We start from the raw sequence: 12210 nt of genomic DNA, 5'->3' as shown, positions 1-12210 counted from the left end.
CTGCGGGAAGGTCGGCTTCCCGCCTTTTTGTTGACGTACGAGCGAATTGTGAAGGGCAAGTGACCGTGAGTGATGCGGAGATGACGGACCGTGCGGCCGAGAAGGCCGCACTGCGGCGTGAACTCCTGGACCGGCGGCGCCTGTTGTCCGAAGAGGACGCACGGGAGGCCGCCGCGGTTCTCGCCGAACGCGCGTGGGAGCTGCCCGAACTGACCGGGGCGGACACCGTCGCCGCGTACGTGTCGATCGGCCGCGAGCCCGGCACGCGCGTCCTGCTGGACGCGCTGCACGCGCGCGGGGTGCGGGTACTGCTGCCGGTGCTGCTGCCCGACAACGACCTGGACTGGGCTGCGTACGAGGGCGAGGAGGGGCTCGTACGGGCCGGACGGGGGCTCCTGGAGCCGGCCGGGCCCCGGCTGGGCGTGGACGCCGTACGGGAGGCAGGGGCGGTGCTGCTGCCCGGGCTCGCGGTGGACGGGCAGGGGATGCGGCTGGGGCGCGGCGGCGGGTCGTACGACAGGGTGCTGGCCCGGCTGGAGAGCGCCGGTCCGTACCCGCCCTCCGTACGCGCGCGCGTGGCGGCGGCGGGCACGGAAGCGCCACGCGCGCGCGTGGCGGCGGCGCGGCTCGTGGTGCTCTTGTACGAGAACGAGGTGGTCGCGGAGGTTCCGGCGGAACCCCACGACCACCCCGTGCACGCGGTGGTGACGCCCGGAGGCGCCCGGCGCTTCTAAGGATTCGTCCGAATCAACTTGCTCGCGTCAGCTAACGCAAGAACCTGCGACCCAACCCCTGGTCTTTCCGTACTGGATGAGCATCCACTGGCTGTAAGACATACCACACGCCTTGTATGATCCGCCAAACTCTGTCTGCCAACAAGAAGCAGTCTTCCCCTTGGGCAAGAGGCCAAGCGCAGTTGACGAAGACGTCGGCTTCGATCGAATCGTGACGCTCTCCTTGGCAGTACAGGGGTAGCCCGACTCCGCATGAGCCGCAGGTGCCATAACGACTCCCGCGCCAGCAATGACGATCCCGGTAGCCACCGCGCTGGCAAAGAACCTCTTCATGCAAATTCCCCTCTCCATCAACATGTTCACATGGTGAAGTTGATCATGATGGCACACCAAGAGCACCAACGACCTACGGCTTAAGTACTAGTCTCTGAGTCGCGCTCTCCTCAACTGCCTTTTCAGTAAAGGGCCAGTCGAGCAGCTCGCCCTTGGCCCACTTGTCCGTCTGGTCGGTGTAGTTCGGGCTGTACGCATGGCCCGAGGCGCCCGTCAGGTTGATCCAGCGGGACTTGTCGAGGGCGCCCAGGTTGACCACCATGCGCATCGACGGGACCCAGACGACCTCGTAGCCGCCCGCCGCGTTCCAGCCGGTGGCGTTGACGGCCGCCTCGCCGCCGCCCAGGTTCCACGGGCCGCGGTTGAGCAGGTACTGGATGAAGCCGGGGCCCTCGGTGCCGAGGGTCTGGTTCTTCAGCGTGAGCTGGTGCAGGCGGCCCCAGTTCCACGTCTTGATGTTCTTGCCGAGCTTGGCGGTGAGCTCCCAGCGGGCGTCCTCCATGGCCCGCGCGAACAGCTCGTCGCGGGTCGTGGTGGCCTTGTCCGTACGGGAGGCGGGCGAGGACCACCACTCGTTCTTCTCGTCCTTGACCAGCTTGCGCACGACCTCGAACCAGCGGTCGCCGCCGTCGGGCTGCGCCGAGTCGCCGTCCCGCTCGCCGCACTCGCGGGTGGGCTTGGCAAGGTCGTCGACCGGGCCGGAACCATCGGCTCCGCGGACGTACAGGCACTGGCCCTTGACCCGCAGTTCCTTCGGCATCTTGTTGCCGAAGGCCAGCTTCAGGATGTTGCGCCAGACGCCGTTGAAGTAGGCGGCGGCCGCCGAGTCGGACTCCTGGGTGTAGTCCCAGCCCTCCAGGAGCTTCTGCGCCTCGCGGATGTACGGGTCGGAGACGTCGATCTTCAGCAGGTAGGGCGTCAGCAGCTTGGCGATCTCGCTGCTGTTGTCCATCTGCATGGTCCGCATGTCGTCCGAGCTGATCTTGCCGCCGTCCTTGGTCTTGGACTCGATCAGGTCGTTGATGCGCTGGCTGCGGGCGCCGTAGCCCCAGTCCTCGGTGAGCAGGTAGGGGTACTTATCCGTGTCGACGACAGCCTGGTTGGCGGTCACGATGTAGCCGCGTTTGGGGTCTTGCTCATACGGCAGCTCGGACTGCGGGATGAAGCCCTGCCAGCCGTTCTTGGACTCCCAGCCCGCGGCGGGTAGGCGGCCATCGCGACCGCCCTTACGGATCGGGATTCTGCCCGGCGCCTGGTAGCCGATGTGCCCGGCCGTGTCGGCGTAGATCAGGTTCTGCGACGGCACCTCGAAGTGGCCGGCGGCGGCCCGGAACTCCGTGAAGTTCTTGGCGCGGTTGAGCTCGAAGACGGCGTCCATGGACTTGCCCGGCATCAGGGCGGTCCACTTCAGGGAGACCGCGTAGCCGTTGCCGCGGTCGGGGGCGGCGTTGGTGACGGGTGCCTTCTGGCCGACCGACTCCAGCTCGGTGTTGCGGTCGGAGACCAGCGGGCCGTTCTCGGTGGAGCGGACGGTGATCTTCTTGGGCTCGCCGCCGGCGACCTTGATGGTCTCCTCGCGGGTCTTGAAGGGCTTCTCCCGGCCGTCGTACAGGTACGTGTTGTTGGCGCCGACCTTCTCCAGGTAGAGGTCGGTGACGTCGGCGCCGAGGTTGGTCATGCCCCAGGCGATGTCCTGGTTGTGACCGATGACCACGCCGGGCATGCCCGAGAAGGTGTAGCCCGCGGTGTCGTACTGGCACTGCGCGGTGACCTGCCGGCAGTGCAGGCCCATCTGGTACCAGAGGGACGGCATCTGCGGGGCGAGGTGCGGGTCGTTGGCCAGCAGCGGCTTGCCGGTGGTGGTCTTCGATCCGGAGACGACCCAGGAGTTGGAGCCGATGCCGTTGCCGTTGGGGCCGAGCAGGGCGGGGATCTTGTCGAGGGCGTTGGAGACGCGGGAGAGCTGGGACTGGAGGCCCTGGGTGGCGGTACCGGCGCTGCCTGTGGAAGTGCTGCTTCCGCCGACGCTGTTGCGCGTGCCCGCACCGCCGCTGTTGGTACCTGTGCCGCTGGAGCCGTTGCTCGTAGCGCTGCTGCCGCCCTTCGCCCTGGCCAGGTTCTCCTCGGCGATCGGCTTGTGCCGGTCGAAGGGGTACTCCGGGTACAGGTCGGCGATCTGCTTCTGGTCGAGGCGGCTCGTCATCAGCGAGCGGTCGATCTCGTCCTGCATGTTGCCGCGCAGGTCCCAGGCCATCGCCTTGAGCCACGCCACCGAGTCGACCGGGGTCCACTCCTCGGGCGTGTAGTCGGTGGTGAAGCCGAGGGCCGCGTACTCGACGGAGATGTCCTTGTTGGGCCGCCCCTTGAGGTACTGGTTGACGCCCGCCGCATACGCCTGGAGGTACTTCTTCGTCTCCGGCGACAGCTTTTTGTCGTACTCCTCCTGCGCGACCTGGCGCCAGCCGAGCGTACGGAGGAAGGCGTCGGTCTCGACCTGGCCCGAACCGAACATCTCGGAGAGACGGCCCGACGTCATGTGACGGCGGACGTCCATCTCCCAGAAGCGGTCCTGCGCTTGGACGAAGCCCTGGGCGCGGAAGAGGTCGGTGTCCGACGAGGCGTAGATCTGCGGGATTCCGTTGGCGTCGCGCTTGACGTCGACCGGTCCCGCCAGGCCGTCGAGCGTGAGCTCGCCGCTGGTCTGGGGGAACGAGGCTCGCACGGTGCTGACGCTCCAGTACGTGCCGTAACCGACCCCCGCGACGATCGCCAGCACCAGCACGATAATGAGCAGGCGGGCGCGACGACCCTTCTTTTTCGTCCCTTGCGGGGCAGCGGAAGGGGCGGTTGTGGTGGCGGGCATCGCTGTCCTTCGAGGGGCAGGGTGGTCCTGGAGTGCTGGAGCAACCATAGGCGCAGCCCCGTACCGCTCCTGACTCGGTCTCCGGAAGCCCTCTATGAGGCAGTTGAGGAAAGGCGTTAAGGAAGCGTCAAAGATTAGGTAAGGTAATGAAACTACCTCGCCCGCAGGCACGCCGCTGGAGGAACGATCCGGCAGGCCCCATGGAAGGACCGGCCCCTGACTGTCCACCAGCTCAATGAACTCCTGCTCATCTGCGCGGTAGTACTCCTCGTCGCGGTCGCGGCGGTACGCATCTCGTCGCGCAGCGGGCTCCCCAGCCTGCTGATCTACCTCGGGATCGGCATCGCACTGGGCCAGGACGGCATCGGCAACGTCGCGTTCGACAACGCCGAGCTGACCCAGGTGATCGGCTATGCCGCACTTGTCGTGATCCTGGCCGAAGGCGGCCTGGGGACGAAGTGGAAGGAGGTCAAACCCGCGTTGCCCTCGGCGGTCGTCATGTCGACCTTCGGCGTCGCGGTGAGCGTGGGCATCACCGCCACGGGAGCGCACTACCTGGTGGGGCTCGACTGGCGGCAGTCCCTGATCATCGGTGCGGTGGTGTCCTCGACGGACGCCGCGGCCGTCTTCTCCGTGCTGCGCAGGGTGCCGCTTCCCTCGCGCCTGACGGGCGTCCTGGAGGCCGAGTCGGGGTTCAACGACGCCCCGGTGGTCATCCTGGTCGTCGCGTTCTCCACGGCGGGCCCGGTGGACTCCTGGTACGTCCTGGTGGGCAAGATCGCCCTCGAACTCGCGATCGGCGCCGCGATAGGCCTCGCGGTGGGCTGGCTCGGCTCGCTCGGCCTGCGCAGCGTGGCCCTGCCGGCCTCCGGCCTCTACCCGATCGCCGTGATGGCCATCGCGGTGACGGCGTACGCGGCGGGCGCCATGGCGCACGGCAGTGGCTTCCTCGCGGTCTACCTGGCCGCGATGATCATGGGCAATTCCAAGCTGCCGCACTGGCCCGCCACCCGCGGCTTCGCCGACGGGCTCGGCTGGATCGCCCAGATCGGCATGTTCGTCCTGCTCGGCCTGCTGGTCACCCCGCACGAGCTGCTCGACGACATCTGGCCCGCGATCATCGTCGGCCTCGTCCTGACGATGGTGGCGCGCCCCGCGTCCGTACTGCTGAGCCTGCTGCCCTTCCGTACGTCGATGCGCGAACAGGTGCTCCTGTCGTGGGCGGGACTGCGCGGGGCCGTGCCCATCGTGCTGGCCACCATTCCGATGGTGGGCGGCGTCGAGGGAAGCGACCAGATATTCAACATCGTCTTCGTGCTGGTCGTGGTCTACACGCTGGTCCAGGGGCCGACGCTGCCCTGGGTGGCGCGGCGGCTGAAGCTGGGCGACGGCGGCGAGACCGCCGACCTGGGCATCGAGTCGGCACCGCTGGAGCGGCTGCGCGGGCACCTGCTGTCGGTGGCGATCCCGGAGAAGTCCCTGATGCACGGGGTCGAGGTGGGCGAGCTGCGGCTGCCGTCCGGTGCCGCCGTCACCCTGGTCGTACGGGACGGGACCAGCTTCGTGCCGCAGCCGATGACCGTGCTGCGGCGCGGGGACGAGCTGCTGGTGGTGGCGACCGATCCGGTGCGGGACGCGGCCGAGCGGCGGCTGCGGGCGGTCGGCCAGGGCGGCAAGCTGGCGGACTGGCTGGGCACGGGCGGCTCGGAACCGGCACCGCGACCGGTACCAGCGAAAGCAAGGACAAAGACCGAGAAGCCCCTGTAGCATGAAGGTGAATTGATCGACCAACTCTGCCTGATGCAGAGCTGGCGCGACCGCACGGCGGCCTGCCCCGGTATCGACCGGGCCCTGGTATCTACCGCCGGTCCTGCGCAAGAGGACAGCTCTCGGCGGCTTCCGCACGCAATGCGTGCCCACGTACGACGTACGTGCAAAGGGATGCGCTACCAGGCGGCAGAAAGGCAAGGGCCGTGACGGAGACGGTCACGACCGACGCCACCACGGACACGTCCAAGCGTCCCGGCTACGGGCAGCTGCTCCGTACCCCCGGGGTCTGGTCCTATCTGATCCCCGGCTTCCTGGCCCGGCAGCCCTTCGCGATGCTGACCATCGGCATCGTGCTGCTCGTGCAGCACACGACCGGGTCGTACGGCAGCGCGGGCATCGTCGCCGCCGTCACGGGTGTCTCGATGGCACTGTTCGCGCCGCAGAGCGGCAAGCTCGCGGACCGGTTCGGGCAGCGCGCGGTACTGCTGCCCGGCGTACTGGTGCACACGGTGGCCGTCGCCACCCTGACCGCCCTCGCCCTCTATGAGGCGCCGCTGTGGGCACTGTTCGCGGCAGCCGTTCCCGCGGGTGCTTCGGTGCCGCAGATCGGGCCGATGGTGCGGGCGCGCTGGGCGGCCAAGCTGGACGGCTCGCCGCTGATGTCGACGGCTGCGGCCTTCGAGTCCGTGACGGACGAGTTCACCTTCGTGGTGGGCCCGGTGCTGGCGACCGCGTTGTGCACGGGTGTGCACCCGGCGGCGGGCCTGATCGCCGAGGCGACGCTGACGCTGGCGGGCGGCCTGTTCTTCGCCGCGCAGAAGCGCACCCAGCCGGCCCCGAGCCGCACGGCGGGCAGCGAGCACGTCAAGCACGCCTCCGCGCTGTCCATTCCCGGCGTACGGGTCCTCGCGGTGGCGTTCCTGGGCATCGGCTCCGTCTTCGGCGGCATGCAGGTCTCGCTGACCGCGTTCGCCTCGGAGGCCGGAAACCCGGGCATGAACGGGCTGCTGTACGGAATCTTCGCGGGCGGCAACATGCTGGCGGGCATCGCCTGCGGCACCATCGCCTGGAAGATCGGGCCGCGCCGCCGCCTGATGGCCGGCTACGTCGGTCTGACGCTCTTCGCGTCGGGCCTGTGGGCCGTGCACTCGGTGCCGCTGCTCGCGGGCCTGGGGCTGCTGGTGGGCCTGTGCATCGCGCCCGCGCTGATCACCGGCTACACGATGGTCGAGACCCTCGTCCCGGCCACCGCTCGTACCGAGGCGTTCACCTGGCTGACCGGCGCCGTCGCGTTCGGCCAGGCCATGGCCGTGACGGTGGCCGGAAGGCTGACGGACGCACACGGCTCCAGCGCCGGATTCCTGGTGCCGCTGGGCGGTACCGCACTGGCGCTGATCGTGCTGGTTCTGCTGCGCTCGCGCCTCGTACCGCAGTCGTCGGGGCGGGTCGCGGCACGTGGTGTGGGTCACCGAGTGCCGGTCACGGTGGACTGATCCAGCGGAATACGTCACTATGGACCGTCGTTAGCACTCATCGAGTGAGAGTGCCAGGAGGAGCAAGTGCCGACCTACCAGTACCAGTGCACCGCGTGTAACGAAGGCCTTGAGGCCGTGCAGAAGTTCACCGACGACGCACTGACCGAGTGCCCGAGTTGCGAGGGACGCCTGAAGAAGGTCTTCTCCGCGGTCGGCATTGTCTTCAAGGGCTCCGGTTTCTACCGGAACGACAGCCGCGGCTCCTCGTCGAGCAGCACGCCGGCTTCGTCCTCGGCCTCGAAGGCCGCTTCGCCCGCGTCGAGCGGCGGCTCGGACTCGAAGCCCGCGGCTTCGTCGTCGTCCGTGTCCTCGTCGGCTTCGTCCGCTTCGTCGTCGAAGTCCTCTTCGAGCTCGTCGAGCTCCTCCTCGGGGTCGTCCTCGGCCGCCTGAGAACCGTTTCTTTCCGAAGTCCCCGCCGTCACTGACGGCGGGGACTTCGGCGTTCCCGGGACCGCGCCGGGCACATACGGCCCGGGGCTAGGGTGACCGCCATGGTGAACGCAGCGAAGGCAGAGATACAGGCGGAGATCGGTGTCATCGGCGGCTCGGGCTTCTACTCCTTCCTGGAGGACGTGACCGAGGTCCGGGTCGATACGCCCTACGGCAGTCCCAGCGACTCGCTGTTCCTGGGCGAGATCGCCGGGCGGAAGGTGGCGTTCCTCCCCCGGCACGGGCGCGGCCACCACCTTCCGCCGCACCGCATCAACTACCGCGCCAACCTGTGGGCGCTGCGCTCGGTGGGCGCCCGCCAGGTGCTCGGGCCGTGCGCGGTGGGCGGCCTGCGGGCCGAGTACGGCCCCGGCACGCTGCTGGTGCCCGACCAGCTCGTCGACCGTACGAAGGCCAGGACGCAGACGTACTACGACGGCGAGACGGCGGTCGACGGGAAGCTGCCCGAGGTCGTGCACATGTCCTTCGCCGACCCGTACTGCCCCGAGGGCCGCAGGGCGGCGCTGGCCGCGGCGCGCGGGCGGGAGTGGGAGCCGGTGGACGGCGGGACGCTGGTGGTCGTCGAGGGGCCGCGCTTCTCGACGCGGGCCGAGTCGGTGTGGCACGCGTCGATGGGCTGGTCGGTGGTCGGCATGACGGGGCACCCGGAGGCGGTGCTCGCGCGTGAGCTGGGGCTCTGCTACACGTCGATGACGCTGGTCACGGACCTGGACGCGGGCGCGGAGACGGGTGAGGGAGTCAGCCACGAGGAGGTGCTGAAGGTGTTCGGCGCGAACGTGGACCGGCTGCGCGGGGTGCTGTTCGACGCGGTGGCGGGGCTGCCTTCGAACGCTTCGCGGGACTGTTTGTGCGCGCATGCGCTGGACGGCGTGACGACGGGGATCGTGCTTCCCTGAACCGGGGCTCTGAGCCTGGTCCGGGTGGTCTGACGGCGTGCGGTCCCCCCGCAGGGGTGAGCGAGTTGTCCACAGGGCGGGGGCCGTCCACAGGCTTCAGCGGGATCCGGGCGGAGCCGGGATCGTGAGGGGTGTTCAGAGCGAACGCCCTTCATGACCTGGTGGTGATTCTCCGTGTCGTCGACTGCTGCTTCCCTTCCCCTGCCTCTTCCTCCACCGTCTGCGCCCGAGCCGTGCGGTGTGCCGGAATTCGCCCCGTTGCGGGTGCGAGGCGGCGGGGTCCGGCACCGGTTGCGGCGGGCCGTGCGGCGCAGGCGGCGGGCGGTGGCGACCGGGCTCGCGGTGACCGCCGCCGCGTTGGCTGCCTCGGCACCGCACGCCACGGAGCACACGGGGGCACATGCGGAGGCGGCCGGCGTGCCCGAGCGGGTGCGTCAGCGGGCGGTTCCGCAGGCCGAGGTGGTGTCCGCACCGGTACGGATCGCGGACGCGGCGACGGTCCGGCTGCTGCGGCGCGGGGACCGGGTGGATGTGATCGCTTCCGCGAACTCGTCGACCGGTGGCGGCAGTTCACCGGCAAAGGTGGTGGCTGCCGGTGTCCGAGTGGTCGATGTGCCGGGTCCTGGGAGCAGCCCTTCGGACGACGGGGCGCTGGTGGTGCTGGCCGTTCCCCGGTCCGCCGCCGCACAGTTGGCGGGCGCGGGAGCGACGTCGCGGCTGGCGGTGACGCTGTGGTGAACACCGGAGCACCTAATCGCGCTGACGAACAGTGGGGTCACCGGTACGAGTTGCCGGATTGGACAGCGGCTGCCGGTGCTGCCGTAAGTTGCGGAGATATTTGCACTGCCCCCTGCACATGCGAAAAGAGGCTCATTCGTGAGCGAAGAGAAGACCAGCCTGCTGGAAGGCTTCAAAGCCTTCCTGATGCGCGGCAACGTGATCGATCTCGCGGTCGCAGTCGTCATCGGTGCCGCGTTCACCAACATCGTGAACTCGATCGTCAAGGGCGTGATCAACCCCCTGGTGGGCGCCTTCGGGACGAAGGACCTGGAGCACTACAGCTCCTGCCTGAAGGACCCTTGCAAGGTCGTCGACGGCACCATGCAGGGCATCCCGATCATGTGGGGATCGGTGCTCAGCGCGGTGCTGAGCTTCCTGATCACCGCTGCCGTCGTGTACTTCCTGATGGTGCTGCCGATGGCGAAGTACCTCGCCAAGCGCGCCGCCAAGCTGAAGTCGAAGGAGGCGGTCGCGGAGGTCATGGAGGCCACCGAGATCGAGGTGCTGAAGGAGATCAGGGACGCGCTGGTCGCTCAGCGGGGGTCGGGGCACAGCAACCCGTAGCTGCCGCGGCGCACGAACCGCGGCCGGTACCGCGGTCTGTTCAGAGGTGGTGGGGCGGCTTCTCGTCGAGGAAGCGGGCGAGGTCCGCCGCGCCGCCGCCCCCGGCGGGCCGCTCGCCCCAGCCCCGGTCCGTGTCGTCCGAGGACTGCTGGTCCAGCGGGTCGTCGAAGACCAGCCTGGGCCTGGGGCGCCCGGCCGGCGCGGGGGCGGGGTCCGGGGCCGCGTCAGGGCCGGGGCCGGGGCCGGAAGTGCCTGGAGTGCTCATTCCTCCAGGGTACGGCGGGGGTGGGGTGCGGGGACGCCGGTCAGCTGGGGGCCTCGGCGCCCTTACGGGCGTAGAACCACCAGCAGACCGCCAGACACGTCAGGTAGAACCCGATGAACACCCACAGCGAACCGACCACGGGGAAGTTCGCGAACATCGCGGGGATGAAGAAGAAGCCGTAGGCGGCGATGCCGGAGCTGAATCCGGTGACCGCGCCCGCTCCCATCTCGGACTGCTTGAGCGCTGCGGCCGTTCTCGACCATCCGCCAGCCGCCGCCCGGCATGATCGCCCTCTTGAGGGGGGCGTCGGTCTGCAGTCCGACGATGAGGTCCTTGTCGGCGTCGACGAAGCCGGGGGCGAAGGCGTCGATGCGCGACGGGGTCGCCACGTCGACGTCGTGGATGCCCTTGCTGTTCTCCTCGGGGAACATCGTGAGGAGCTTCTGCCAGACGGCGGTGGTGCGCCCGGTGGGCCCGGCCAGGAAGGCGGCGTCGCCCTCGTACGGGGTGTAGTTGCGCTGGACGAAGTCGCGGACGTCGACGGCGTCGCGCCACAGGCCGTCCCGGAAGCCCTCCCAGGCGTCCGTGGGCACCGTGTCCTCCGCGCCGTTCACCGCTGTCTCCACGGGGGCTGTGGTCATCGTCCGCACCTTCCGCCACGGGCTCGGCATACGCCCGCTGACCTGCTTTTCTCTTTGGGGCCAAAGCCCCGAGTTCACTTGTGAATGCATTCACAATATTCTCGAGGGAGACCCCTTGCGCACTACTTCCGCGCGCGCACCGCCGCCTCCTCTGGTCTCTTGGTACGCATGAGCCACTCGACCGCGCCCGCCGGCCTGCTGCGCCGCATGACGTCGCGCAGCCCCGACGAGGGACACCGCGCCGCGACGCCGCTGGAACTGTTCTTCGACCTGTGCTTCGTCGTCGCGGTCGCCCAGGTCGCCGCCCGGCTGGTGCACGCCGACGCCGAGGCGCACTACCTGACGGGCCTCGTCGGGTACTGCCTGGTCTTCTTCACCATCTGGTGGGCGTGGGTCAACTTCACCTGGTTCGCCTCGGCGTACGACAACGACGACGTGTTCTACCGCGTCGCCGTACTCGTGCAGATCGCCGGTGTGCTGGTACTGGCGGCCGGAGTGCCGCGCGCCTTCGACCAGGGCAACTGGTCGGTCGCCGTGTCCGGTTACGTGGTGATGCGGCTCGCGATGACCTTTCAGTGGCTACGGGTCGCCCGGCACAACAGCGGGCCCGAGCGCGCCACCGCCCTGAAGTACGCGATCGGGCTGGTGGTCTGCCAACTCGGCTGGGTGGCCCTCCTCTCCGCCCCGTCCGACGCGCGCCCGTACCTCTTCGTGGTGATCGGAATCGCCGAGCTGAGCGTGCCGCTGATCGCCGAGAAGGGCTTCCGGACCTCCTGGCATCCGCACCACGTCGCCGAGCGGTACGGCCTGTTCACCATCATCGTGCTGGGCGAGTCCATCACCGCCGCCACCATCGCCGTGCAGCAGGGCCTGGACGAGTACGAGGAGCTGGGCGAGCTGCTGTCCATCGCGGGCGGCGGTCTGCTGATCGTCTTCGCCGCCTGGTGGATCTACTTCTCCTCCCCCGCGCAGGAACGGCTCACCTCTATGAGGCGGGCCGTCCAGTGGGGCTACGGGCATCTGTTCATCCTGGGGTCGGCCGCGGCGATCGGGGCGGGCATCGAGGTGGCCGTGGAGCAGGTCGACGGGGAGGCGCACATCTCCGGTGTCGCGGCGGCCGCCAGCGTGACGGTCCCCACCGCGGTGTTCCTGTTCACCTGCTGGTTCCTGCAGGCGCGGCACTTCAAGCGGGACACCGCCGAGCTGGCGCTGATGCCGGTGACGGTGGTCGCGGTGCTGGCCTGCACGTTCCTCGGCACCTGGGGCGTGCTCGCCGCGGGCCTCGTGATGACGCTGGCCGTGGTCATCGGCGTACTGCTGTCCAACCGGCCGGACACGGACACCCTGCACAAGCCCCAACAGGCGTGATACTCAAGGCC

General features: G+C 69.1%; 10 protein-coding genes and 1 pseudogene. 8 read left to right on the top strand and 3 right to left on the bottom strand.

Annotated features, from left to right (window positions below):
• Window positions 1–80 precede the first annotated feature (80 nt).
• The gene (locus ACH4SP_RS30410) at window positions 81–734 is read left to right on the top strand and encodes a 5-formyltetrahydrofolate cyclo-ligase (RefSeq protein ID WP_398419770.1); all 654 of its coding nucleotides are present in this window, start codon (window positions 81–83) and stop codon (window positions 732–734) included.
• Window positions 735–1140: 406 nt separating this feature from the next.
• On the opposite strand, the gene ACH4SP_RS30405 is transcribed toward ACH4SP_RS30410, so the two are convergent.
• The gene (locus ACH4SP_RS30405) at window positions 1141–3930 is read right to left on the bottom strand and encodes a penicillin acylase family protein (RefSeq protein ID WP_398419484.1); all 2790 of its coding nucleotides are present in this window, start codon (window positions 3928–3930) and stop codon (window positions 1141–1143) included.
• A 186-nt stretch (window positions 3931–4116) separates the two neighbouring features.
• Here ACH4SP_RS30405 and ACH4SP_RS30400 point away from each other — a divergent pair, with 186 nt between their 5' ends.
• The 6 genes from ACH4SP_RS30400 to mscL all read left to right on the top strand — a co-directional run bounded on the left by ACH4SP_RS30400 (window position 4117) and on the right by mscL (window position 9925).
• Entirely contained in the window at window positions 4117–5697 is a 1581-nt protein-coding gene (locus ACH4SP_RS30400; protein WP_398419768.1) for a potassium/proton antiporter, read from the top strand.
• A gap of 206 nt (window positions 5698–5903) precedes the next feature.
• Complete coding sequence (locus ACH4SP_RS30395) at window positions 5904–7193, top strand: MFS transporter (protein WP_398419482.1); 1290 nt, start codon at window positions 5904–5906, stop codon at window positions 7191–7193.
• Between the two features lie 66 nt (window positions 7194–7259).
• Complete coding sequence (locus ACH4SP_RS30390) at window positions 7260–7625, top strand: FmdB family zinc ribbon protein (RefSeq protein ID WP_398419480.1); 366 nt, start codon at window positions 7260–7262, stop codon at window positions 7623–7625.
• Between the two features lie 101 nt (window positions 7626–7726).
• The gene (locus ACH4SP_RS30385) at window positions 7727–8581 is read left to right on the top strand and encodes an S-methyl-5'-thioadenosine phosphorylase (RefSeq protein WP_398419478.1); all 855 of its coding nucleotides are present in this window, start codon (window positions 7727–7729) and stop codon (window positions 8579–8581) included.
• A gap of 240 nt (window positions 8582–8821) precedes the next feature.
• Window positions 8822–9319, top strand: a complete 498-nt coding sequence (locus tag ACH4SP_RS30380) for a hypothetical protein (RefSeq protein WP_398419476.1) — start codon at window positions 8822–8824, stop codon at window positions 9317–9319.
• A gap of 138 nt (window positions 9320–9457) precedes the next feature.
• Entirely contained in the window at window positions 9458–9925 is a 468-nt protein-coding gene (gene mscL, locus ACH4SP_RS30375; protein ID WP_398419474.1) for a large conductance mechanosensitive channel protein MscL, read from the top strand.
• Window positions 9926–9965: 40 nt separating this feature from the next.
• Here mscL and ACH4SP_RS30370 read toward each other — a convergent pair whose 3' ends face one another.
• Window positions 9966–10190 carry a hypothetical protein gene (locus ACH4SP_RS30370; RefSeq protein WP_398419472.1) on the bottom strand — a complete coding sequence of 75 codons (225 nt, stop codon included), beginning with the start codon at window positions 10188–10190 and terminating at the stop codon, window positions 9966–9968.
• 239 nt (window positions 10191–10429) lie between these two features.
• Window positions 10430–10831 (bottom strand): annotated as a pseudogene (locus ACH4SP_RS30365) (pyruvate formate lyase family protein); the annotation flags it as partial.
• A gap of 168 nt (window positions 10832–10999) precedes the next feature.
• On the opposite strand from ACH4SP_RS30365, the gene ACH4SP_RS30360 reads away from it, so the two are divergent.
• Window positions 11000–12199, top strand: coding sequence for a low temperature requirement protein A (locus ACH4SP_RS30360; RefSeq protein ID WP_398419470.1), 1200 nt, complete (start codon window positions 11000–11002; stop codon window positions 12197–12199).
• The last annotated feature ends 11 nt before the right edge of the window (window positions 12200–12210 follow it).

The organism is Streptomyces sp. NPDC021093, assembly GCF_044333135.1.
Taxonomy (GTDB): Bacteria; Actinomycetota; Actinomycetes; order Streptomycetales; family Streptomycetaceae; genus Streptomyces.
Note: the sequence above shows the minus strand (reverse complement) of the source record. Positions and strands in the feature narration are given on the sequence as shown.

Coding starts and splice junctions, on each gene's coding strand:
- ACH4SP_RS30410 (WP_398419770.1), top strand. CDS start 81: ATGACGGACCGTGCGGCCGAGAAGGCCGCACTGCGGCGTGAACTCCTG.
- ACH4SP_RS30405 (WP_398419484.1), bottom strand. CDS start 3,930: ATGCCCGCCACCACAACCGCCCCTTCCGCTGCCCCGCAAGGGACGAAA.
- ACH4SP_RS30385 (WP_398419478.1), top strand. CDS start 7,727: ATGGTGAACGCAGCGAAGGCAGAGATACAGGCGGAGATCGGTGTCATC.
- ACH4SP_RS30370 (WP_398419472.1), bottom strand. CDS start 10,190: ATGAGCACTCCAGGCACTTCCGGCCCCGGCCCCGGCCCTGACGCGGCC.
- ACH4SP_RS30360 (WP_398419470.1), top strand. CDS start 11,000: ATGAGCCACTCGACCGCGCCCGCCGGCCTGCTGCGCCGCATGACGTCG.